Origin of the sequence: Paenibacillus cisolokensis, from assembly GCF_018403665.1 — a bacterium.
Taxonomy (GTDB): Bacteria; Bacillota; Bacilli; order Paenibacillales; family Paenibacillaceae; genus Paenibacillus_AH; species Paenibacillus_AH cisolokensis.
Map to the genome: position 1 here is coordinate 1 of NZ_BOVJ01000096.1, position 23,561 is coordinate 23,561.

At 57.0% G+C, this 23,561-nt stretch carries 17 protein-coding genes, 3 pseudogenes and 1 riboswitch; of the genes and pseudogenes, 1 reads left to right on the plus strand and 19 read right to left on the minus strand.

Translation table 11 applies throughout. The features are described from left to right. Positions 1–144: 144 nt before the first annotated feature. The 19 genes and pseudogenes from glnA to metA all read right to left on the minus strand — a co-directional run bounded on the left by glnA (position 145) and on the right by metA (position 20,941). A complete protein-coding gene (gene glnA, locus PACILC2_RS13615) occupies positions 145–1,569 on the minus strand; it encodes a type I glutamate--ammonia ligase (protein WP_062496607.1) in 1,425 nt (474 codons plus the stop codon). A 257-nt stretch (positions 1,570–1,826) separates the two neighbouring features. Further along, positions 1,827–2,891 carry a 3-deoxy-7-phosphoheptulonate synthase gene (gene aroF, locus PACILC2_RS13620; RefSeq protein ID WP_062491611.1) on the minus strand — a complete coding sequence of 355 codons (1,065 nt, stop codon included), beginning with the start codon at positions 2,889–2,891 and terminating at the stop codon, positions 1,827–1,829. Between the two features lie 167 nt (positions 2,892–3,058). Next, complete coding sequence (locus PACILC2_RS13625) at positions 3,059–4,009, minus strand: 4-hydroxy-3-methylbut-2-enyl diphosphate reductase (RefSeq protein ID WP_062491610.1); 951 nt, start codon at positions 4,007–4,009, stop codon at positions 3,059–3,061. 36 nt (positions 4,010–4,045) lie between these two features. After that, positions 4,046–5,545, minus strand: coding sequence for a sensor histidine kinase (locus tag PACILC2_RS13630; protein ID WP_213529148.1), 1,500 nt, complete (start codon positions 5,543–5,545; stop codon positions 4,046–4,048). A 6-nt stretch (positions 5,546–5,551) separates the two neighbouring features. After that, complete coding sequence (locus PACILC2_RS13635) at positions 5,552–6,244, minus strand: response regulator transcription factor (RefSeq protein WP_062491608.1); 693 nt, start codon at positions 6,242–6,244, stop codon at positions 5,552–5,554. A 125-nt stretch (positions 6,245–6,369) separates the two neighbouring features. Then, positions 6,370–6,675 carry a PDZ domain-containing protein gene (locus PACILC2_RS26915; protein ID WP_244863492.1) on the minus strand — a complete coding sequence of 102 codons (306 nt, stop codon included), beginning with the start codon at positions 6,673–6,675 and terminating at the stop codon, positions 6,370–6,372. Then, positions 6,672–8,018 (minus strand): trypsin-like peptidase domain-containing protein, encoded by a 1,347-nt coding sequence (locus PACILC2_RS13640; RefSeq protein ID WP_244863493.1) that lies wholly within the window; start codon positions 8,016–8,018, stop codon positions 6,672–6,674. The genes PACILC2_RS26915 and PACILC2_RS13640 overlap by 4 nt, the downstream gene beginning before the upstream one ends. 198 nt (positions 8,019–8,216) lie before the next feature. Beyond that, entirely contained in the window at positions 8,217–8,630 is a 414-nt protein-coding gene (locus tag PACILC2_RS13645; RefSeq protein WP_213529149.1) for a YugN family protein, read from the minus strand. A 61-nt stretch (positions 8,631–8,691) separates the two neighbouring features. Continuing rightward, positions 8,692–9,354: a response regulator gene (locus PACILC2_RS13650; protein WP_213529150.1), complete on the minus strand. Its 663-nt coding sequence runs from the start codon at positions 9,352–9,354 to the stop codon at positions 8,692–8,694. A 9-nt stretch (positions 9,355–9,363) separates the two neighbouring features. Next, positions 9,364–10,104, minus strand: coding sequence for a sensor histidine kinase (locus PACILC2_RS13655; RefSeq protein WP_307860584.1), 741 nt, complete (start codon positions 10,102–10,104; stop codon positions 9,364–9,366). Between the two features lie 296 nt (positions 10,105–10,400). Then, positions 10,401–11,390, minus strand: coding sequence for a cell wall-active antibiotics response protein LiaF (gene liaF / locus PACILC2_RS13660; protein WP_062491602.1), 990 nt, complete (start codon positions 11,388–11,390; stop codon positions 10,401–10,403). A 210-nt stretch (positions 11,391–11,600) separates the two neighbouring features. Further along, entirely contained in the window at positions 11,601–12,128 is a 528-nt protein-coding gene (locus PACILC2_RS13665) for an RNA polymerase sigma factor (protein WP_213529151.1), read from the minus strand. Between the two features lie 119 nt (positions 12,129–12,247). After that, a complete protein-coding gene (locus PACILC2_RS13670; RefSeq protein ID WP_244863494.1) occupies positions 12,248–12,790 on the minus strand; it encodes a 3D domain-containing protein in 543 nt (180 codons plus the stop codon). Between the two features lie 128 nt (positions 12,791–12,918). Further along, positions 12,919–14,855 (minus strand): annotated as a pseudogene (gene thrS, locus PACILC2_RS13675) (threonine--tRNA ligase). 361 nt (positions 14,856–15,216) lie between these two features. Further along, positions 15,217–16,116 carry a putative sporulation protein YtxC gene (locus tag PACILC2_RS13680; RefSeq protein ID WP_213529152.1) on the minus strand — a complete coding sequence of 300 codons (900 nt, stop codon included), beginning with the start codon at positions 16,114–16,116 and terminating at the stop codon, positions 15,217–15,219. Between the two features lie 209 nt (positions 16,117–16,325). Next, positions 16,326–17,471 (minus strand): cyclic dehypoxanthinyl futalosine synthase, encoded by a 1,146-nt coding sequence (mqnC, locus tag PACILC2_RS13685; protein WP_213529153.1) that lies wholly within the window; start codon positions 17,469–17,471, stop codon positions 16,326–16,328. 148 nt (positions 17,472–17,619) lie between these two features. After that, positions 17,620–18,795 carry a trans-sulfuration enzyme family protein gene (locus tag PACILC2_RS13690; RefSeq protein ID WP_213529154.1) on the minus strand — a complete coding sequence of 392 codons (1,176 nt, stop codon included), beginning with the start codon at positions 18,793–18,795 and terminating at the stop codon, positions 17,620–17,622. Next, entirely contained in the window at positions 18,792–19,964 is a 1,173-nt protein-coding gene (locus tag PACILC2_RS13695) for an aminotransferase class I/II-fold pyridoxal phosphate-dependent enzyme (RefSeq protein WP_201024074.1), read from the minus strand. Before PACILC2_RS13695 ends, PACILC2_RS13690 begins: the two co-directional genes overlap by 4 nt. 60 nt (positions 19,965–20,024) lie before the next feature. Next, a pseudogene (gene metA, locus PACILC2_RS13700) lies at positions 20,025–20,941 on the minus strand (homoserine O-acetyltransferase MetA). A 97-nt stretch (positions 20,942–21,038) separates the two neighbouring features. Beyond that, positions 21,039–21,143, minus strand: a riboswitch (SAM riboswitch). A 663-nt stretch (positions 21,144–21,806) separates the two neighbouring features. Here metA and corA point away from each other — a divergent pair. Further along, a pseudogene (corA, locus tag PACILC2_RS13705) lies at positions 21,807–22,741 on the plus strand (magnesium/cobalt transporter CorA). Positions 22,742–23,561 lie beyond the last annotated feature (820 nt).

The window sequence follows — 23,561 nt, forward strand, 5'->3', positions numbered from 1 at the left end:
GGGCGCATAGACGAAAAGGCTGGGCGCAACAACGATACGGTAGGTGCAAAGACGAAAGGCGGGCCCTCTACAAATAATAAAAAAGGCCCCCGCGGTTATCTTTCGATAACGTTTGGGGAGCCTTTTTGGAACTCGTATTAAAAATTAGCAATCGAAATAAAGGCTGTATTCGTGCGGATGAACGCGGATGGCAACAGCTTTCGCTTCTTGACGCTTGAATGCGACATAGTTGTCGATGAAGTCTTTCGAGAATACGCCGCCTTCCGTCAAAAACTCGCTGTCGGCTTCGAGCGCGTCCAGCGCTTCGTCAAGCGAACCCGGCACGCTGCGGATTTCTTTCTTCTCTTCATCGGACAGCTCGTAGATGTTCCGGTCGAACGGACCGTAGCCGAGCGCCGTCGGGTCGATTTTGCGCTTGATGCCGTCGAGGCCCGCCAGCAGCATCGCTGCGAACGCCAGATACGGGTTGGCCGTCGAGTCCGGCGTACGGAATTCGATGCGGCAGCCTTTCGGCGTTACGGCCGCGACCGGAATCCGGATCGCCGCGGAACGGTTGCCTTTGGAGAAGACGAGATTGACCGGCGCTTCGTATCCGGGAACGAGACGCTTGAACGAGTTGGTGCTCGGATTCGTCAGCGCGATCAGCGCGGGCGCATGGTACAGGATGCCGCCGATATAATGGAGCGCGATCTGGCTCAGATTGGCGTATGCGCCTTTCTCGTAGAACAGCGGCGTGTCGCCGTCGAAAATCGACTGGTGAACGTGCATCCCGCTGCCGTTGTCGCCGAACAGCGGCTTCGGCATGAACGTAGCCACTTTGCCGTATTGGCGAGCTACATTATGAATAATATATTTGTATTTCATCAGGTTGTCGGCCGTTTTCGTCAGCGTGTCGAAGCGGAAGTTGATTTCGCCTTGGCCGGCGGTCGCCACTTCGTGGTGATGACGCTCGACGCGGAGGCCCGATTCCTGCAACAGACGGACCATTTCGCTCCGGATGTCCTGCTGCGTATCGACCGGCGCAACCGGAACGTATCCGCCCTTGACTTTAATTTTGAACCCAAGATTTCCGCCTTCTTCTTTGCGGGCCGTATTCCAGGCCGCTTCATCCGAATCGACGGAATAGAATGAAGTATGCATGGAGCTTTCAAAACGAACGTCGTCGAAAATGAAAAATTCCGATTCCGGCGCGAAGAATGCCGCCGTACCGACGCCGGACTTCTGCAGGTACTCTTCCGCCTTCTGCGCGATGCTCCGCGGGTCGCGGTCGTACCGTTCGCCGTCAGGCGTAAAGATGTTGCACATAATGTTCAACGTCGGATGCTCCGTAAACGGATCGACGAAGATCGATTCGGTATCCGGCATCATCACCATATCGGACTCTTCGATACCGCGGAACCCCGCGATCGAAGAACCGTCAAACGCAACGCCGTTAACAAACGTGTCACCGTCCACCTCGGAAGCGGGCAGCGTAATATGATGCGCGCGCCCGGACAGATCGACGAAACGGAAATCGACAAACTGAATGTCTTTCTCTTTAATTAACTCCAAAACATTCTCGACAGACACGGTTTTTCCTCCATTTCCGAACATTATCATAGATGTTGGCGAGTAACGTTCAAGTTTTCCTCTCAACTATGAGCATATTATACGGTGACTGTTTTCGAGTCGTCAATACTTATGTCAGGTATTTCTTTCGCGTGTGTCAGATTATCTAACAAAAATTGAACGAAATATGCATATAAGTGCAAACAAAAATCGAAAAAATACAAAAGAAGCCTTGGTGACCAAGGCTTCTGTCGGAATCGCATGTTCGCGATTTTGCTTTATACGACTTTCCATTCGGCAAATCGTTCGGCCGGTTCCTTCGGCGTATCGAACCGGCGGCCGACGAGCGCACCGAGCTGCTCCAGCTCTTTCATCAAACGGGCGAACTGATCCGGGAACAGCGATTGCACGCCGTCTCCCGTCATGGAATTGTCCGGATCGGTATGCATTTCGATAATCAACCCGTTCGCGCCTGCGGCGACGGACGCCTTGGCCATCGGCTCGACGAGTTCGCGGCGGCCCGTGCCATGGCTCGGATCGGAAATGACCGGCAGATGGCTGAGCTGCTGCAGCACCGGAATCGCCGCCAGATCGAGCGTGTTGCGCGTATAGGTCTCGAACGTCCGGATCCCTCTCTCGCAGAGCATTACGTTCGGATTGCCCCCTGCCAGAATGTATTCGGCCGCGTTCAAAAACTCGTCGTACGTCGCGCTGAAGCCGCGCTTGAGCAATACCGGCTTGCGGATCGTGCCCAGCTTGCGAAGCAGATCGAAGTTCTGCATGTTGCGGGTGCCGACCTGGAGAATATCGGCGTATTCCGCGCAAACATCGACATATTCGGGCGTCATCACTTCGGTAATCGTCAGCAGCCCGTGCTTGCTGCCCGCTTCCGCCATCATTTTCAAGCCTTCGACGCCGATACCCTGAAAGCTGTACGGTCCGGTACGGGGCTTAAAGGCGCCGCCCCTTAGCACCTGCGCGCCCGCAGCCTTCACGAGCCGCGCGATCTCGTCGATCTGCTCCGGCGATTCGACCGCGCACGGTCCGCCCATCACGACGAGCTGATCGCCGCCGATTTTGACCCCTTTCACCTCGATGATCGTATCGTCCGGGTGAAAATCGCGGCTTGCCAGCTTGTAGGATTTCGATATTTTAATGACCTGCTCGACGCCTTTCATCTGCCGCAGATGCTCGGCCAACGTCGGCTCGGCCTTGCCGATAATGCCGATAACGGTCCGGTCCGTTCCCCGAGAGACATGCGCCTGTACGCCGGCGCGCTCGATATGCGCCACAATTTCGGCTATGCGCTCCTCGGTAATGCTGCTTTTTGTCACGACGATCATAATCTCCGCTCCTTTTCGCGCTTCAACGCTTATACGCTTTTAAGCTTTTATGCTTTTAATCGATAAAGTAACTATACAATAACGAACCCGGTCCCGTCAAGAGACCGAGTTCAGGCAAGACGGCCCAATTTTACGTTGAGACCGTGTTCAGGTAAGCCGATCCGAATTTACGCTTTCGATTTCTCGCGAACCTTGGGAAGCAGCCTGCTCCTGTCGAGCGTGCGCCGGGGTTCCCAGGTGGACGGGTCTTGCGGGTCGTATTGCTCCAAATATTCAATGACTTCCTTCGTAATAAGCGTCGGCGTGGAGGCACCGGACGTAACGCCCACTTTGCGCACGCCTTCCAGCCACTCGCGGCGAATTTCCGTCACGTCGGCGACCCGGTAGGCCTTCACGCCGGCAATCTCCTCGGCAACCTGCGCGAGCCGGTTCGAGTTGTTGCTGCGCGGATCGCCGACGACGATGCACAGATCGGTGCCTTTCGCCTGTTCGGCGACCGCCTCCTGCCGCACCTGCGTCGCCAGGCAAATTTCGTTATGAATTTCGGCCTTCGGGTACTTTTCCAGCAGCTTGGCGATCAGATGGCGAATATCCCATTGCGACATCGTCGTCTGGTTCGTTATGACGATCTTATCGGCCGGAACGTTCAGCTGTTCGATGTCCGATTCCTTCTCAATGAGATGGACGCGCTCCGGCGCGATGCCGATCGCTCCTTCGGGCTCGGGATGGCCTTTTTTGCCGATATAGATGATGTTGTAGCCTTCGGCCGTTTTCTCGCGGATCAGATCGTGGGTTTTCGTCACGTCGGGACATGTCGCGTCGACGACCGTGAGCCCTTTCTCTCTGGCGCGCTTGCGCACTTCCGGCGAAACGCCGTGAGCGGTAAAAATGACCGTGCCGCGATCGATCTTCTCCAAAATTTCGAGGCGGTTCTCGCCGTCGAGCGTAATGACGCCCTCCGCTTCGAACGCTTCCGTTACATGTCGGTTATGGACAATCATGCCCAAAATATAAATCGGCCGCGGCAAATCGAGATTTTTGGCCGTCTGCAGCGCCAGCACCATCGCATCGACGACGCCGTAACAATAACCGCGGGGCGTGATTTTCACTACTTCCATCGTTTCCACCTGCTTTCTGCCCGGCCGTCATGGCGGTCAATGGCCGGTTGGCTCCATTATATCCGAATCGGACGGTTCGGGAAAGGTCGCCGGCAGCCAGATGACGAACGTGCTGCCAGCGCCTTCTTTCGTCGTCACCTCGACCGACCCGCCGTGCTCGTCGAGAATCCATTTGGCGATCGACAGGCCGAGGCCCGTTCCCGCCGTCTTGCCGCGCGATTCGTCGGCCCGGTAGAACCGTTCGAAGATATGCGGCACCTGTTCCTTGTTCATGCCGATGCCGGTGTCGCGCACGACGATCCCCGCCTGATCGGCCGACCGCCGCGCGCTTAGCTCGACATAGCCATGCGGCGTATATTTGAACGCGTTCTCGATGAAGATGAAGAGCAGCTGCCGCAGAAAATCGGGATTGCCCCGCACATGCGCGTTCACGATCGCCGACAGATCGCCCACGCGCCACTCCGCTTTGCGGGGCAGCAGCTGGGCGCGGCGGGCCACCTCCTCCACGATCGGCAGCAGCGCCAGATCGGTCTTCTCCATCACATAGCCCGCGTCCGCGCGGGCGAGCGACAGCAAGTCGCCGACGAGCCGGCTCATCCGCTTCGCCTCTTCCGAAATATCCCGCATCGCTTCGCGGAATATCGCCGCACGCTCCGCTTCCTCCTCGCTGATCGGCTCGCCTTTTCCGCCCGGCGCCTCCAGCGCCGGCAGCCACATCCGCTCGAGCAGATCGATGTTGCCGCGGATCGTCGTAAGCGGCGTGCGCAGCTCGTGCGAAGCGTCGGATACGAAGCGCCGCTGCGCCTTATAAGCTTCGTCCAGCTCGTTGTAGGCTTTCTCGATCCGCGCAAGCATGCCGTTCAGCGTCCCGGTCAACCGCCCCATCTCGTCGTGGGGCGGACCTTCGAGCGGGATGCGCACGCTCAGATCCGAACCGCGTTCGATCTGGCGCGCCGCGCGGATCACGTTTTCGATCGGCCGCAGCGCCTGGCGGGCCAGCAGCAGCCCGACCGTGAAGGCGATCAGAATGGCGATCAGCGACGAAAAGATCAGAATGGTGCGCAAATTGGCCAAATATCTTTCCTGCAATCCGGTATAGGCGCCCACCTGCAGCAACCCGATCAGCGTATTGTCATAGATGATCGGGCGCTGGTAAACGATAAAGGAATAACCGTTCACCTTGACGCTATCAAAGCCTTCGTACAGCGATTTTTTCGTATCCGACGCATCCGGAACGGGAAAGGACAGGCCGGCGTTATGCAAGTTGGCGCTGCGCCGCATTCCGCCTTCCTTGTAATTGTACAGCTGGATAAAAAATTCCCCTTGAATCGCGCCGGACGAAATATTCAGGTCGAGACGATCCCAGAAATCGATCGAGACCTTTACCGGCAGCCGGAGAGCCTGTTCGCGAACTTGACTCCTTACCCCTTGATACGTCGTATAGTCCATATAATAGTAGAAGGCGACGCCGAACGAGAGCAGCATTCCGGCCAATATTCCCGAGTACCACAGCGTAAGCCGCAGCCGGATCGACATGCGCGTTCAACCGCCTTCCCCGCGGAGCACGTAGCCGGTGCCGCGAACCGTCTGAATGAGCCGCTTTGCTCCGCCTTCTTCGGTTTTCTGGCGCAGCATCGCGATATAGACTTCGAGCACGTTGGACTCGCCGCTGAAATCGTATCCCCATATTTTGTCCATAATCGAATCCCGCGTCAGCACCCGGCGCGGATTTTGCATAAACAGATGCAGCAGATCGAATTCCTTGGCCGTCAGATCGATTCTTCGGCCCGCGCGTATCGCTTCCCGGGAGTCCAGATCGAGCACCAGATCTTCGAACACCAGCTTGCCGTCTCCGCCGCCCGCTTTGTCCGTATTGCGCCGCAGCAGCGCCCGCACGCGGGCAAGCAGCTCTTCCAGCGCGAACGGCTTGACGAGGTAATCGTCCGCGCCAAGGTCGAGCCCTTTCACCCGATCCTGAATATCGTCCTTGGCCGTCAGCATCAAAATCGGCACGGTGCTGCCGCTTTCCCGCACCCGGCGGCACACTTCCCAACCGTCCACATGCGGCATCATGACGTCCAGAATAAGCAGCTGCGGATCGGTCGTCAGCATCACTTTCAACCCTTCCAGCCCGTTGTTCGCCGTCGTCACTTCATAGCCTTCGAACGCCAGACTGCGCCGCAGCAGCGACGTAATTTTCTCGTCGTCGTCCACAACCACTATATGCGATCTCATCGAATTCCCTCCGCCGGTTTCTCGCTTCTATCGTATATCGTACCGGTTTTCGCGGCTGTTGCAAAGACATGAAAAGCGCAGGACGGACGGCTCGCGTCCGTCTTGCGCTTTCGACTGTCGGTTTTTTATTGCCGCTGCTGTTGCTGCTGCGCCAAATTCGGGAACTTGTTTTTGTCCCCGATCTTCACTTTCAAGTCCAGCTTCTTCCCGTCGCGGATAATGTGAAGCGTGACTTCGTCGCCGACCGACTTCTTCCCGATCGCTTCGATCAAATCTTCCCGAACATCGTACGTAGTGCCGTCCATGCCGGTTATAATATCGAACTGGCGCAAACCAGCCTCATAAGCCGGCGTTTTGTAGTAGACGCTGCGGACGAGCGAGCCTTTCGTCTTTTCGTCAATGCCGAGCTCTGCGGCAATCTGTTCGTTCATTTGATACAAGTCCACGCCGATAAACGGCACGGGCTCTTTCGGAATTTCGGTATTGTTTTCAGATTGTCGAGCACCTTGTTGATCGTGCTCGTCGGAATCGCGAAGCCGATGCCTTGCGCCTGCGAACTGACGGCGGTATTGATGCCGATGACCTCGCCCTTCAGGTTGAGCAGCGGGCCGCCCGAGTTGCCCGGGTTGATCGACGCGTCCGTCTGCAGCAGATGCTCGTAGTTGCGGTCGCCCTGCTGATCGGAAATGCTGATTTCCCGTTCCTTGGAGCTGAGCACGCCGACCGTAATCGTATGGTCGAAACCGCTCGGGTTGCCGATCGCGACGACCCATTCCCCGATATTGATCTCGTCGGAATTGCCGAGCGGCAGCGTCGGGAAATCGTCGCCTTCCACCTTCAGCACAGCCAGGTCCAGCTCGAAGCTGGAGCCGAGCAGCTCCGCCTCCAGTGGCTCCGCGCGCCCTTCCACATAAACCTTGATCGTATCGGCGTTGCCGACGACGTGCTGGTTCGTCAAAATATAACCCGTTTTTCCTTCTTTTTCGAAGAAGAAGCCGGAGCCGATACCGTTCAGCACTTCCTGGCCGTCGTTCTGGCTATCAGGCTGCGTGAAACGGTCGCCGAAAAACTGGCGGAAGAACGGATCGTCGAACATGCTGCTGCCGCCTCTTTGCGCTTGCACATACGTTTCGATCTTGACGACGGCCGGGCTGGCTGTTTTATAAATCTGGTCGATATTGTTCGGTCTGACGACGTCCGCCACCGTTGAAGCGTTCCCGCCGCCGCCGGATGCCGTAGAATCGCCCGCAACCGGACCTTGCGTCGCCGCGATCGAACCGGCCGTAAACCAGTTGTTGTAATCGGCCGCGAACATCAGTCCGCCGACCGTTACGACGCCGACCAGGAAAGAAGCGAACATCGCTTTGAACGAGCTGCGGCGTTTTTCCTGCTTGACCTGCCATCCGGATCTCGGCGCTTGCTGCACCGGAGCGAACGGGCGAACCGGAGACGGGGGCGTAACCTGTACGTCGCCGACAGTTTCGACCGGCCGTTCTTCCGCCTGGCCGTAAGCGCCTCCCGTTTCGCGGCTGCGCCCGGCTTCCTCTCCCGCCCCGTGTCTGAACGGGCCGTAAGAATAATAGTAAGAGCGAGATTCGCCCGTCCTGCTTGCCTCGTCTTTAGACTCCGCGCCGTCTGTCCGTCCGTTCCGGTTCTCCTCCGTGCCGCCCGCAAAACACGTCGAACGGATTTTTGTTGTTGCGATCGTCCATACGCCTTCTCCTCCTTGTATCGAATCCCCTTTTGCGCCGCTCGATTCATGCGCAGGGAACAACAGTGAAGTTTCTATTATTATCTTGCACATCCTACCTTAAAACAAACTTAAAAACAATTTAAACGAAAATGAAAACCCCAACTTTTTTGAATAGATCGCATTTTGGGCAAATAAAAAAGCCGGCGCATGATCCTGTCTGCAAGTTCGCATGCCGGATCAATAGGCCAGCCAAAATAAAAGGGACTCGCTGCAAAGCCTTTACGCCGGAAAATGGGCCTCAACCTGGCGCAGCACTTCCTCGGCCTTCTCGACCCACTGCCGTTCTACCTGCGCATCGGGATCGACCGGGTCCTGGAACTGGTCGATGACGCTGCCCATTACGCGCGGCTGCGCTTCCGTATCGAGTCCTTCATTGTACAGATGCTTCAACACATAGGGCTGGCCCAGCCGGATTTTGGCGTCATTATCCTCGGTATCGGCGTCCAGATTGCCGTTCGTTACGGTAAACGGCAGACGCAGCCATACTTTGTTGTCGCCATCCAAATTGCAATCGAATGAGCCGTGATCGTAATCCCAGTTGCCTCCGACGGTAAAACGGTGCTGCTCCAGCATGTTCCGCATGGGGACAAATTCCTGCTCGCGGGACACAAGCCGCGAATCGATCGGTATCATGGCGGGTCAATCTCCTTCAGGTATCGTTGGTCGACATTAGAATGCCCCGACCGGCGATTCGTTATGACGTTTTCACCCATCCTTTGCGATGCGCGTATACGGCCAGCTGCGTCCGGTCCTCCAGCTCGCATTTCATCAGCAGATTGCTCACATGCGTCTTTACCGTTTTGATGCTGATATGCAGCTCTTCGGCAATCTCCTTGTTGGATCGCCCTTCGGCAATCAACAGCAGCACTTCCTTCTCCCGTTCGGTCAGTCCCTCGTCCGTGTTCTGCGCCGTCCGCTGCCGGAGACCGCGGGTAAGCGCCTGCGACACATCGGAAGACATGACCGGCATCCCTTTGATCGCGCCGTTCAACGCATAAATCAATTCGTCGGCCGATACCGTCTTCAGCACATAACTGACGGCCCCCGCTTCCACGGCGGCCAGCACCTTCTCGTCCTCCAGAAAGCTGGTCAGAAGGACGATTTTCATATTCGGATAACGCGCCAGCACTTCCTGCGTCGTCTGCACCCCGTCCATCCCCGGCATCATCAGATCCATCAAAATGAGATCCGGCCTGTCCGCTTCGTCGGCCGCTTCCAGCAGACGGAGCGCCTCCTCGCCGCTTCCGGCCTCCATCACAACGTCAAATTTCGGTTCCAGCATCAAGTACGTCTTGAGGCCGGCGCGCACCATATCGTGATCGTCAATAATCATCAGCTTCCATGTTTTATCGTCCATCCGCCATCTTCACGTCCCTTTTAGCGATCTGTATTTCGGGATCGTCACCCTGATTTTCGTGCCGCTCCCCGGCTTGCTAATAATTTCGGTATCGCCGCCAAGCTTCTGCGAACGCTCCTTCATCGTCGACAGCCCGTACGAGCCGCTCTGAACCTGATCGGGCCTGAAGCCCACCCCGTCGTCCTGCAGCGACATGACAACCTGGTGTTCCGTCTCGGCCACAATCAGCTTCGTCCGTTTTGCCGCCGCATGCTTGACGATGTTCGCCATCGCTTCCTGAATGATCAGGAAGAGCTGGTATTCCTTCGCCTCGGACAACGGTTCCTGCAGACGCCAGTCGAGCTCTCCCTGAATGCCGTTCTGCCGGCAATAGTCGGGATACCATTTGTCCAGCGCCTCCTGGAGCGTGCGCCCTTCCAGCTCCATCGGCCGCAGCTGCGCGATGAAGGCGCGCATTTGGCGCTGGGCCAGCGTGGACATCTGGATCAGCTGTTCCAGCACTTGATCCGCCTTTTCCTTCCGTTCGGCGAGCAGCCTTGGCAGCGAAGATGCGGACATATGGATCGCGAACAGCTGCTGGCTGACCGTATCGTGCAGATCGCGCGCGAGTCGCTTGCGCTCTTCGAGAACCGCCGCTTCGTTCGAGGCGGCTTCCCGCATAATTTGCTGTTCGCCCGCCTGCTGCAGCCACTGCATCCGCTGCTCCAGCGTCTCCGCCATCGTATTGAACTCGCGGTAAGCGGCCGCCAAAGAACGGGCGCCGCCTCCGGCAGGCGAACGGACAGATTGCCGCTTGCCGCCTGCTTCAATGCCAGATGAAGCCCGTCGATCCGCCGCTGCATCCGCTGCGCCGCGTAATAACCGAATCCGAAACTGACGGCAAGCATGGCCGCGGCCAGCCACCACCACAGCTCAGCCGCACCCACGCTATGACGAAAATAGTGCCATATTCCATAGCCGATCAGCGCCGACGCCGCATTCGCCGCAACGAACAGCAGCGTCAGCTCCCATTTGCTGCTTCTGAGCAGCCTGACCATCATAAGCCGTCACCCGACCTTGGTTACGCGGACGTCGCCGATAAACGTGCTGACGACAAGCCGGATTTTTTTGTCCTGCTCGGAGTAGGCGGGAGACTCCAGATTGACATGACGGAACATGCCGCCTTCCCGGCGTCCGAGAACCGATACGTCGCCGATGAACGAGCTGCTGATCACGTGCACGCCGACATCGAAATCATGCGGAACGAACACCTTCACATCGCCGATGAACGATGATACGGTCAGCTTCGTCTCGCCCAATGGAATTTGCGCTTTCGTCAGATCGAGCACCGTATCGCCGATAAAGTGCGAAATATTCATCGGCCGAAGCTCCCAGTAATCTTCGCCGAGATGAATGTCGCCGATAAAGCCGGAACGGGTCTGCGCATTCGGATCGGAATTCCACCACTCGACCCGGCCGTCGCAACGGCTGCCCCTATGGCGCTCGCGCCCTCGCCGGCCGTTATACCCGCCGGCATGCGGATCACTATGCCAGCCGCCCGCCGATGAAGAGCCGCTGCCGGTCGTACCGGTATGGCCGCCGGCATCGTTGTCCGGGCCGAACCCTTCCTTCGTCGGGTCCGGATGAAGCGGCGGCGGCGGCGGCACGTCGCGATTGTACGGCATAAACGGCTGCCATTCGTCATCGGTGTGCGCCTGATTCCTCCGGTTCGGCTTGAGAATCATCTTAAGGCCGATAACGATCAGCACGACCGGCAGCGCAAACCGGATGATGTCGCCGAACGACCAATAAATGAGATCGAGGTTGCGGCCGAGAAACAGAAAGCCGAGCACGATCAGGATAATGCCCCACCAATCGTCGGTGCCGCGGCGTTTGATCAATCCGTCCAATCCGATCAGGATCAGTATAACGGGCCAGAATATCGAGATCATATATCCGAAATCAAAAGTGATATAACCCAGCTGGTGGAGCAGGAATGCCGCCCCGCAAGACACCAGCAGCAGCCCCCAAATCAGACGGCTAAAAAATCCGTTCATGCTCGTTCAACCCCTGTTCAGCAGCATATTGTTTGTATTTACAGTATAGCCGATCGCATCCGTTAGCCAACAGGGTCGGGCGATTGAAACCTGCCTCGGTCTGGAGACGGAGACGGCTTGCCTGCGCCGCCGCTCCCTCGTATTCGCGCAGCAAAAAAGCATTCCCGGCGCAATTTTAGGCGCCCGGGAATGCCGGTAAAGCCAGCCGCTCTATAACGAATTCGGCATGCCCATCATTTTCTTGAGCTTTTCCCGCGACCGGTGAATGCGGGCCTTGACCGTGCCGACCGGAACGTTAAGAGCGTCGGCAATTTCCTGATCCTTGAATCCATAATAAAATTTATATAATAGCAGCGTTCTCGATCTCGGGTCCAACGCGCCGAGCAGCTCGGATATCTCGATCAGCAATTCCGCTTCCGCCGCGGCCGGGTCGCCGATATCGGCCGGCTCGCCGCGGTAATCGCAGCTCGATTCGCGCACAGCCAGACGGTTAAAGTTGGAGGAAACGTTCGCCGTTATCGCTTTGGCCCAAGGAGCCAGCTTGTTGCTCTCGCGAAGCGTATCCCGCTTGGCCAGCATTTTGACCCATGCCTCCTGCACGGCGTCCTGCGCATCCGATTTGTTCCGCACCCGGGCGTAGGCAACGCGGATCATCTGATTGTAAAGATCCTTCAAGACAGCTTCGTATTGTTCGCAATCGGCCAATGGTTCGTCTTCATTGCCAGTCCGGAACAACATGTTATCGCCCCACCTTGACAACGGTTTCAGTACAGCTTGTATACAATTTTATTTTAGCATATAAATTTTCCAAATTGAAGCAAATCTTTTGTTTATTATACCGATCAAAATAATTTGATTTATCGCCGGACATCATCCGGCGCCGGCAGCGTGACCGGAACCGCCGCGTCGTTGTCGTTCACCGTATTGAGCCAGGCCTGCGTCAGTTTGCCGCTCCCCATCTTCAGCACCTGCACTTTGACCGTTCGCTTGCCCCATTCCTTATACACCTGTTTCACCGTGTTGAAATAAAGATCGATTCGATGTCCCTTGATCGCGGAACCGGTGTCGGCCACGACGCCGTACCCGTACCCGGGAATATAAAGCAGCGTGCCGATCGGGAAAATATCGGGATCCGCCGCGACGGTCGATACGCGGCCGCGCACCACTTTCACGCCGGAATACGTGATGCCGTACGAAGGATGCCCCGGCCGCTTGCCGGTCGACTCTACGCCGGCCGTATATCCGGTCGCGACCACTTGAACAGACGCGATCGGCTCGTTCCCGATTTCGGGCAGCGCGCCGGCCGGACGGGCAGAGGGTCCGGTCCCGTTCGCGGCCAACGACGGCAGCGACAACGACAGAACGCAGATGCCGAGCAGCGTACAGCCGCACAGCAGCAAACGGTTTTTCTCAAAAAAAAGCTTGCCAACATCGGTTAACTCCTCCTTATAAGGAAGGTTTCCCATCCGTTGCAAGCTTTATTCAACGCATGCGGGACGATTTTGCTAGATTGCTAGAATCGTGCCGGCTAAACCGTCTTGGCGGCAATCTCCTCCTGCAGCATCGCCGACAATTCCGAAACTTGCCGGACGCCGATATCACCTTCTCCCCGCTTGCGCACCGATACCGTGCCGTTCTGCGCTTCGTTGTCGCCGACGACCAGCATATAAGGCACTTTCTCCAACTGAGCTTCGCGGATTTTATAGCCGAGCTTCTCATTGCGCAAATCGGCCTCGACCCGGATGCCGTCCCGCTTCAGCTGCTCCACGACTTGCCGGGCGTAATCTTCGTAAGCGGTCGATACCGGGATCACTTTCGCCTGCACCGGCGACAGCCACAAGGGCAGAGCCCCCGCGAAGTTTTCCAGCAGGAACGCCGTCATCCGCTCCATCGTGCTGATAATGCCCCGGTGAATGACGACCGGCCGGTGCTTCTTCCCGTCATCGCCGACATATTCGAGTTCGAACCGTTCCGGAAGAAGAAAGTCGAGTTGAGCCGTCGACAGCGTCTCTTCCTTGCCGAGCGCGGTCTTGATCTGCACATCCAGCTTCGGACCGTAGAACGCCGCTTCCCCTTCCGCTTCGAAGAACGGCAGCCCCAGCTCTTCGACGACTTCGCGCAGCATCCGCTGCGACATCTCCCACATTTCATCGTTCGGGAAATATTTCTCCGTATCCTGCGGATCGCGGTACGACAGCCGGAACCGGTATTCCTTGATGCCGAAATCCTCGTACACCTGGCGGATCAGCTGGATGACGCGGGCGAATTCGTCCTTGATCTGATCCGGACGGCAGAAAATATGCGCGTCGTTCAGCGTCATCGCGCGGACGCGGTGCAGGCCGGTCAACGCGCCGGACATCTCGTAGCGGTGCATCGTGCCGAGCTCGGCGATCCGGATCGGCAAATCCCGATAGCTGCGCAGCTCGCTCTTGTAAACCATCATATGGTGCGGACAGTTCATCGGGCGAAGGACGAGCTCCTCATTGTCCATCGCCATGACCGGGAACATGTCCTCCTGATAGTGGTCCCAGTGTCCGGACGTTTTGTACAGCTCCACATTCGCCAGTACCGGCGTATACACATGATCGTAGCCGAGACGCTCCTCCAGATCGACGATATAGCGCTCCATCGTCCGTCTCACCTTCGCGCCGTTCGGCAGCCATAGCGGCAGTCCCTGACCAACCTCGCGGGAGAAGGTGAAGATGCCGAGCTCCCGGCCAAGCTTGCGGTGATCCCGCTTCTTTGCTTCCTCCAGCAGACGCAGATGCTCTTCAAGCTGGGATTTCTTCGGAAACGCCGTGCCGTAAATCCGCTGCAGCATTTTGTTTTTGGAATCGCCGCGCCAATAAGCGCCGGCGACGCTGAGCAGCTTGAACGCCTTGATGCGGCCCGTCGACGGCAAATGGGGACCGCGGCACAAGTCGAAAAATTCGCCTTGGTCATAGATCGAAATGACCGCGTCTTCCGGCAAGTCGCGAATGAGCTCCAGCTTCAGCTCGTCGCCGAGCTCTTCGTAAATCGCCAGCGCTTCGGCCCGCGAGACGACGCGCCGCCGGATTTCCAGGTCCTCTTTTACAATTTTCGCCATTTCCTGCTCGATCTTCTCCAGATCGTCCGGCGTGAGCGACTTTTCCATATCGATGTCATAGTAGAAACCGTCCTCGATAACCGGGCCGATGCCCAGCTTCACGGAGCGGGGGCCGTAGATTCGCTTGATCGCCTGCGCCATCAGATGAGCGGTGCTGTGCCGGTACACTTCCAGTCCGTCCGGCGTGTCGACGGTCACAATCTCGAGCGATACGTCGCGGTCCAGCGGCGTATAGACGTCCACGATTTTGCCGTCCACCTTGCCGGCGATCGCGTTTTGCGCAGTCCCGGACTGATCGAACCGGCCACTTCCTCAATCGTCGTACCGGCCTCATATTCCCGAACTGCGCCATCCGGCAGCTTCACCTGAATTGCCATGCCTATCATCCTCCTTCTGAACTTCAAAAAAGAATGCAAGCAAATCGGGATGGGCAACAAAAAAGCACCGCATCCCTCAAGGGACGAGTGCTTGTCAGACCCGTGGTTCCACCCTTATTCAACCGTTTCTCGCGTGTTCCGCGCGCAAACGGTCCTTCTCGCATCCGATAACGGGGACATCCGGTGCAGCTTACTGCCGGCGATGGCCGGGTTCAACCGCACAGCTACAAAGGGGTAAATCCGCAGCCGATCACGGAGGGAACTTGCAGCCGGGATTCCCCTCTCTGGACCGTTCGCGCATGCGGATTGTTGTCTTTGTCAACGCTGTTGAGCAACATTATAGCCTGCTTCATTCCGCCGGTCAAGGGCGAATCGCTTCCCCCAGACGGGAAGCGCACGACGGGCAGTCGATGCACAGCGTGACGCGCGAGTCGAATATCGTCTCGATCGTGCGGATAACCTGAAGCTCGGGCTCCCGGGTGTGAATGCATATCTGTTTGGGCGAAACCGTAATCAGCGAACTGATGACCATATCGTCCACATTCATTTCCGATTCGAGCATCTCGGCGATAATGCGGTCGCCGTTATGGACCTCGATCTTTTTCAGCCGTTCGTCGCACAGCATGAATTCATTGCCGCCCTGATGGAATAAATGAACGAGCGGCACTTTCACTTCCTGAAGGCATACAAAATATTTCAAAAGTGAAATAAATTCCCGGTATTGTCTGTCCAGCACGAACTCGTCCACCGCATAAACCGTAATTTCGCGCAGCTCCTCGCGGTATTGGGACATTCGGAAGTCGATGAAGCCGGTCAGATTGATCTCGGTATTTTCGGACAAATACAGTTCGAGCTCTCTTGCGATCATTTCTTTGCGCCGCGCACGATCGGCCATGCCGACGGCGTCCTCTTCCCATTCGGCTCCCGTCAGCAGCCCGCTGCAGTATTTCTCCATCGCCAACGCTTCGGCCGGATCGTCAACGCGGTACTGCCTGCGGATCATCCTTCGAATCAATGCGGGTTCGTACTCGGCCAGCACCAACTCCGCCAACGCTTCGGCCGATTCGCGGTAAACGTCCGGCCCGTGCGTGACAAGTTGAAAATCGGGCGTCAGGCCGATGCACTGGACGACGGTCGGGGACAGCATTTCGAAGCGGACAGGAAGACCGCTTGCGGAATGCACCTCGCGAAAAGCGTCGGACATATGGCGAAACAACCGTTCAGCGGTTTTATCAGTCAACACGATGCGGTAAATCTCCAACACGGCTCACTCCTTTCGATCTTTAATCAGTATATGGTCCCCTTGATGGGGTTATACGAAAGGAGAGGTGGTACACTTGGAGATAATTGGAAGGCCGTACCCGGCGCGGGACGAGCGCTTGCTCTGCCTGAACTTCGACAAAAAAAGGAAGCCCGGAGCCTACGCTCCAGACTTCCTAGCGGCAAACGCCGCGATTGAACCGGTCCAAATCAGTTTTGCATGACGAAATCGCGATCCGCGGTTTCGCCTTCGCGGTAAATATGCAAAATGTCGTAGCGCGTATTGCGCTTCGCGGGAATTTTGCCCGCTTCCCGAATCAGCTTCAGAATCAGCTCGATGTTCACTTTATGCGTCGTGCCGGCGGCCGAGACGACATTCTCCTCCAGCATCGTGCTGCCGAAATCGTTATTGCCGTAAGAAAGCGACTGCTTGCCGATATCCGGTCCCATCGTCACCCACGACGCCTGGAAGTTCGGAATATTGTCGAGCGTAATCCGGCTGATCGCCACCATTTTCAAATATTCCTCCGGCTTCGTCTTCTCCAGCTTCAAATTCGTATTATCCGGCTGGAACGGCCAGCAGATGAAAGCGAGAAAGCCCGGCGACGGATACCCGTTCGCGATGCACTCGTCCTGCGCGTCGCGCACCCGAATCAGATGAAGCGCGCGTTCCTCCATCGATTCGCCAAGGCCGTACACCATCGTCGCCGTCGTGTTCATGCCGTGCCGGTGAGCGGTTTTCATCACGTCCATCCAGTCGGTCCACGAACCCTTCAGCCGGCTGATTCTGCGCCGCGTCCGGTCGTCGAGAATTTCCGCGCCGCCTCCGGGCAGCGAATCCAGTCCCGCTTCATGCAGCTGACGTATGACCTCGTCGAGCGGAAGACCGGAAACTTCCTTCATTTTCATAATTTCCGCCGGCGAGAACGAATGCATCGTAATGTTCGGAAATTGTTGCTTGATTTTGCGCAGCAGGTCGAGATAATAAGAAAACGGCAAATTCGGATTGGTGCCGCCCTGCATCAATATTTCGATGTCTTCCCCGCCGACGTCGACCGTCTCCTGAATTTTTTGCAGGATGACCTCGTCCGGAAGCACGTATCCTTCCTTCGATCCCGGGGCCCGGTAGAAGGCGCAGAACCGGCAATAGACATCGCATATATTGGTATAGTTGACGTTGCGTCCGACGTTGAACGTCACGATCGGCTCGGGATGCCGTTTCCATCTGATTTGATCCGCCACATGGCCCATCTTCTCGATCTGATCCGACTCCAGCAGCGTCATGCATTCTTCCAGCGAAATGCGTTCGCCCTGCAGCGCCTTGTCCAATATCCGATCTATACCAGCCGTAGGCATGCCTAAGCCCTCCTCTTCATTCCATTCAATTTATCCTATCACAGGAAAGCCCCGTACGTCATCCGGGAAAACCGGCCTGCCGCCCTCCCATATGACAAAAAAACGGCCGTCCCTTTCGGACAGCCGTTCTTTCTCCCGATCAGGCGCGCTACGACCCGCGCAGCGCCGCATCCAGATCCTCGATCAAATCGTTAATGTCCTCGAGCCCGACAGAGTAACGGACAAGTCCGTCCGTAATGCCCCGTTCCGCCCGGACTTCCTTCGGCATCGCCGCATGCGACATCATCGCGGGATAAGACAGAATGCTCTCGACCGCGCCCAGGCTGACCGCGACGAGCGGCAGCCGAACGCGGCTGAGCAGCGCCTTCGCCCGCTCCCCGCTGCCGACGTCGAACGAGACGACCGCGCCGTATCCGCGCGACTGCTTCTCATGAATTTCGCGTCTCGGATGGTTGGCCAGGCCCGGGTAATAGACGCGCTCGACGGCCGGATGCGCTTCGAGCCATTCGGCCAGCCTGCGCGCGCTTCGCTCGCTGGCTTCCATGCGCGCCTGCAGCGTCTTCATGCCGCGCATCAGCAGCCACGATTCCTGGGCGCCCAGCACGGTGCCGAGTCCGTTCTGCAGCTGCTTCAGCCGGCGCCCGAGACGGTCGTCGGCCGTTACGGCGAGACCGGCCAGAACGTCGCTGTGACCACCGAGAAATTTCGTCGCGCTGTGGAGGACCAGATCGACGCCCTGCTCGATCGGGCGCTGGTGATACGGCGTCATAAACGTATTATCGAGCATCGTAAGCAGCCCGTGTTCCTTCGCCCAGGCCGTCACCTGCGCGATATCGGTAATTTTGAGCGTCGGATTGGACGGCGTTTCCATGTATACCGCTTTCGTGTTCGCCTTGCGGGCCGCCTTGACCGCTTCGAAATCGGTCATATCGACGAACGTCGTCTCGATGCCGAGCCGGTCGAGAATGGACGTAAGCAGCCGGTACGTCCCTCCGTACACATCCTCAGTCACGATCACGTGGTCGCCCGCCGACAGCAGCAGGAACGAAGTCGAGATCGCCGCCATGCCGGAAGCGAACGCAAAGCCGCGCGCGCCGCCTTCCAGCAGCGCAATGTAATCCTCCAGCGCCTGCCGCGTCGGATTGCCCGAACGGCTGTAGTCGTATGGCGGCGGCTCGAATATATTATGATGATGAAAGGTGGAAGCCTGATAGATCGGCACGCTCGAAGCGCCGGTATGCTCGTCGATCTCGGCGCCGAAGTGCAGCAGCTTGGTCGCGAAGGCGCGCTCTTCCTTGTTTCGATGGTTGTCCGAATGGCTCATAGAATCGATGACTCCTCCCCGACCTCGCGTCTTGCGGCGTCCAGCGCCTGCTCAAGATCCCCGATCAAATCGTCGATATGCTCGATGCCGACCGACAGGCGCAGCAGTCTGTCGTCGACGCCGACGCGGCGCCGAATGTCCTCCGGTATGTCGGCATGCGTCTGCACCGCCGGATACGTCATCAGCGATTCCACGCCGCCGAGGCTTTCCGCGAAAGCGATCAGCCGGATATGGCGAAGAATCGGCTCGACATAGCGGGCGTCCTTCAGCCGGAACGAAAAAATGCCTGTATTGCCCGACGACTGGCGCCGCTGAATATCGTGTCCGGGATGGTCCGGAAGCGCCGGATAATAGACGGTCTCCACGGCCGGATGGTCGCGCAAATATTCCGCAAGGCGGGTGGCGTTGTATTGATGGCGCTCCATGCGCAGGGCAAGCGTCTTCATCCCTCTCATGAGCAGCCAACTGTCCTGCGGTCCGAGTACGGCGCCGATGGAATTGTGCAGAAACGCCATTCGCTCGGACAATTCCTTGCCTTTCGTAACGATCAGGCCGGCCAGCACATCGTTGTGGCCGCCCAAATATTTCGTCGCGCTATGCACGACAATATCCGCTCCGAGCTCGATCGGCCGCTGGAAGAAAGGCGTCAGCAGCGTATTGTCGACGATCGTGAGCAGTCCTTGCGCCTTGGCCCAGGCGCAAATCCGCTCCAGATCGGTAATCATCATCAGCGGGTTGGTCGGCGTCTCGATCAGAATCGCCTTCGTATTCGGCCGCTTAAGCGAAGCGACCGCGTCCAGATCGTTCGTGTCCGCATACGATACCGTTACGCCGAACCGGCTCATGACCCGTTCCAGCAGCCGGTATGTACCGCCGTACAAATCGAGGGACACGATCAGATGGTCCCCTTGCTCGAACAGGGCGAATATCGTCTGCAGCGCCGCCATGCCCGAGCTGCAAGCGAAACCCGCGTCTCCGGACTCCAGGCGGGCGGCCGCTTCCTCCAACACCGCGCGCGTCGGACTTTTCGTCCTCGCGTAATCGAAGCCGGTGCTCTCCCCGAGCTTCGGATGACGGAACGCCGTCGCCTGATAGACCGGGAAGCTGACGGCTCCCGTTACCGGTTCGCTGATCGAACCGATTTGCGCCAATACGCTTTCTATTTTCATCTTATTATCCTTCTCCTCATCCGTCAGTATGCGTCGCAATCGAGCTTGGCCATTCGAACGTCAAATATAAGCGCCAAGGTCGTAAGGGGTTTGCTGGTATACGTAATAATTGAGCCAGTTGGAGAACAGCAGATTCGCATGGGCGCGCCATGTCGACAGCGGCGCCTTCGACGGATCGTCGTTCGGGAAATAGTTTTTCGGCAAGCCGATCCGCAAGCCCTTTGCCCTGTCCCGGTCATATTCCCATTTCAGCGTCAGCGGATCGTACTCGGCATGGCCGGTGACAAAAATTTGCCTGCCGTCCTGCGAAGCGACGATATAAATGCCCGCTTCCTCCGATTCCGACAAAATTTCGAGTTCAGGCACCTTCTCGATATCTTCCCGGCGCACCTCCGTATGGCGGGATTGGGGGACAAAGAACGTTTCGTCGAAGCCCCGCAGCAGCGGCACGTTCTGCTTCTGGACCGTATGCGGAAATACCCCGAATATTTTTCCGGCAAATCGTATTTCGGCACGCCGTAATGGTGGTACAAGCCGGCCTGCGACGCCCAACAGATATGCAGCGTCGAAGTGACGCGGCGGACGCTCCAGTCCATAATTTCCTTCAGCTCGTCCCAGTAGTCGACCTGCTCGAACGGAAGATGCTCCACAGGCGCGCCTGTAATGATCATGCCGTCATAATATTGGTCGGAGATATCGTCGAACGTTTTGTAAAACGCCTTCAGGTGCTCTGCCGACGTATTTTTGGACGTATGCGTGCGTGGATGAATGAGCACGATCTCGACCTGAAGCGGCGTGTTTCCGATCAGTCGGAGCAGTTGGGTCTCGGTCGTCTCCTTGGTCGGCATCAGGTTCAGGATCGCGATGCGGAGCGGACGAATGTCTTGGTGATACGCTACGCTCTCGTCCATGACGAAAATATTCTCGTTGTTTAAAATTTCCTTTGCGGGTAGGTTGTCGGGCACTTTGATCGGCATACCGCCCACTCCTCTTCTAAAATAGTCGTTTGCCTGCGGAATAAGAAAGACCCTTTCCCGATTGAGAAAGGGTCATGGTTAACATTCCGATTCGCCTCTCTCATCTCTCAGAAACATACGTTTCCGCAAGAATTAGCACCGTGCTGTATAGCCGGTTGCCGGGCATCATAGGGCCAGTCCCTCCGCCTGCTCTTGATAAGAAAGATTGAAAAAGTATTCAGTTGTTCAGGGCTTAGCATTAACTTTAATGCATTCCGGTATGCGCGTCAAGTGATATTGCATCATATCTTAAATATACCGGAACCGTTTCGCGGCTGATTCGATGATAGGCCCGGTGCGTAAAGGCGGGATCGCGGCTGATTCGATGACGGGCCGGTGCATAAAGGTGGATCGCGGTTGATTCGATGATAGGCCCGGTACATAAAGGTGGATCGCGGGCGATTCGATTACAGGCCGGTGCGGAAAGGCGGGATCGCGGCTGATTCGATGATAGGCCGGTGCGGAAAGGCGGGATCGCGGCCGATTGAAAGGCGCGGGACCGCTTGGAATCCGTCGCGGCTTTCCTCTTGAACGCACATGGGAGCGGGAGTATACTAGACAAGGACATTTTCTAGCCGGGCAAAAAAGGAGTGACGAAAAGAACATGGAAGGTGACCGACCGAAGCCTGCCATCAACAAGAAGCAATGTTACAAAACCGATACCGGACGAAGCAGGGGACCGGCGGCCGAACGTCCATGGCCTTAAGCTGATCTTCGAAGATTGCCCGAGCGGCGAGTCGTATTTCTGGCGAAAGCTGCGTCTTGGCCGCCGATCGCTCTAGTCCGTCCGGTATGTCGGATGTACGGAAGAAAGGAGCGATCGCTAATGAAAATCCGTCATGTTCAGGACGGCATCTTTACACCTGTGGAAGATATCGAAAAGACGTTATTGAAGCCGGAGAAAGGCTTCTATTGGATCGACGCCAATCTCGAAGACCTGGTCGTCCTGCAGCCGTTGTTCGGCATGCACGATCTGGCGGTGGAGGACTGCCTGAGCGAAGAGGAGCAGCGGCCCAAGATCGAGGTGCACGACACGCATTATTTTATCGTAATCAATAGTATCCGCTTCGACGATGAAGAAATTTTTCTAAGAGCGCTCAATATTTTTCTCGGACCGCACTACATCATTACCGTTACAAGGCAGAAAATCAACGAACTCCGCTCGCTGAAGCCGGTTCTTTGGGAGCAGGAGGTCGACCGGCCCGACCGTTTTCTGTATCACCTCGTCGACCTTGTCGTCGACAGTTATTTCTTGTCGGCGACCGGATCGAGGCGCGGATCGAGAAGCTTGAGGAAGATATTTTGATGCATACGAAAAAATCGCATCTGAACGAAATTATCGGGCTGCGCAGCGAAATATTGTGGCTCAAGAAAATGCTCGGACCGCAGAAGGATGTCATTGCGGCGCTCAACAAAAAGGAACTGAAGCTGATCGATTCCGAGCTGCAGAAATATTTCGGCGACATCTACGAAAATGCCCTCAAAATCGCCGAGACGTTCGAAACGTACCGCGATTTGATGGGCAACTTGCGCGAAGCATACCAGTCGTCGCTCGCCGGCCGCGCCAACGAGATTATGCGCGTATTTACCGCTTTGACGACCATTTTCATGCCGCTCACCTTCATTACCGGCGTGTACGGCATGAATTTCGACTATATTCCGGGGATGCACGCGAAGAACGGCTCCCTCATTTTGCTCGGCGTGATGGCCCTTGTCGGCCTCGGCATGTTTTACCTGTTTCGCAAGAAAGATTGGCTTTGAGCACGGCGTGCGGGCTGAGACGGTCGCGGGGCTTCGCGACCGTACGGGCCATGCCGGGCCGCGGCGTACGCGGCCACCGCTGTCGGGCGGCCATGCCAGGCCGTGGCTTCCAGGCATCCGCTGTCGGGTGCCATGCCGGGCCGTGGCTACCTATGTCTCCGCTATCGGGACTGGCCGTGCCGGACCGTGGCTTCCTATGTCTCCGCTGTCGGACTGGCCGTGCACAGGCCGGCTTCCACGGCCTCCGCTACCGTTGCCTATAAAAGCTGGTTCTGCGGAGGCTTTTTGCTTGACTGGCTCTGATAATCCGCTGTATTATCGGCTACATTTCCGCTGCGCCTCCCCGCAGCTCCCTCAGCTTCCCGCTTCCCTCCTGTACCCGCTTCCCGGCACGCTGTCACGCCATTTTGGTCGCATTCGCTCTACCCACGGCATTCGTCCGTCCTACCTGTAGGCATTCGTCCGTCCTACTCTCAGGCATGCCTTGAAGAGTTTCACAACCGACAATTCCGGCTCTATTGCATATTTTGCAATAGCCTGACCTGGAGGATCCCGAATTCGGCATCTTCATTGCACAAAATACAACAAAACTCCGCTCTCTTACCGAAAATCCCCTAATATTTGGAGTTTTCATTGTATTTTTTGCAATGATTCAACCCGTCACCCCCCGTTTGCGCTACTTCATTGTACTTTTTGCAATTATTTCACCGAGTGCACTCCGTTGCGGCTCTCTCATCGCACTCTTTGTAATGGTCCCATCGGTTGCCCCTTGTTTGCGGCACTCTTCTCATTGCACTTTTTGCAATAGTCTCACGGATCG

What these genes read in the sequence shown, in the direction of transcription:
- aroF (WP_062491611.1), bottom strand. Translation starts at nt 2,891, where the DNA reads ATGATCGTCGTGACAAAAAGCAGCATTACCGAGGAGCGCATAGCCGAA.
- PACILC2_RS13665 (WP_213529151.1), bottom strand. Translation starts at nt 12,128, where the DNA reads ATGTTGTTCCGGACTGGCAATGAAGACGAACCATTGGCCGATTGCGAA.
- PACILC2_RS13650 (WP_213529150.1), bottom strand. Translation starts at nt 9,354, where the DNA reads ATGGACGATAAAACATGGAAGCTGATGATTATTGACGATCACGATATG.
- PACILC2_RS13625 (WP_062491610.1), bottom strand. Translation starts at nt 4,009, where the DNA reads ATGGAAGTAGTGAAAATCACGCCCCGCGGTTATTGTTACGGCGTCGTC.
- PACILC2_RS13635 (WP_062491608.1), bottom strand. Translation starts at nt 6,244, where the DNA reads ATGAGATCGCATATAGTGGTTGTGGACGACGACGAGAAAATTACGTCG.
- liaF (WP_062491602.1), bottom strand. Translation starts at nt 11,390, where the DNA reads ATGAACGGATTTTTTAGCCGTCTGATTTGGGGGCTGCTGCTGGTGTCT.
- PACILC2_RS26915 (WP_244863492.1), bottom strand. Translation starts at nt 6,675, where the DNA reads ATGAACGAACAGATTGCCGCAGAGCTCGGCATTGACGAAAAGACGAAA.
- PACILC2_RS13690 (WP_213529154.1), bottom strand. Translation starts at nt 18,795, where the DNA reads ATGAGCCATTCGGACAACCATCGAAACAAGGAAGAGCGCGCCTTCGCG.
- PACILC2_RS13695 (WP_201024074.1), bottom strand. Translation starts at nt 19,964, where the DNA reads ATGAAAATAGAAAGCGTATTGGCGCAAATCGGTTCGATCAGCGAACCG.
- PACILC2_RS13630 (WP_213529148.1), bottom strand. Translation starts at nt 5,545, where the DNA reads ATGTCGATCCGGCTGCGGCTTACGCTGTGGTACTCGGGAATATTGGCC.
- PACILC2_RS13645 (WP_213529149.1), bottom strand. Translation starts at nt 8,630, where the DNA reads ATGATACCGATCGATTCGCGGCTTGTGTCCCGCGAGCAGGAATTTGTC.
- mqnC (WP_213529153.1), bottom strand. Translation starts at nt 17,471, where the DNA reads ATGCCTACGGCTGGTATAGATCGGATATTGGACAAGGCGCTGCAGGGC.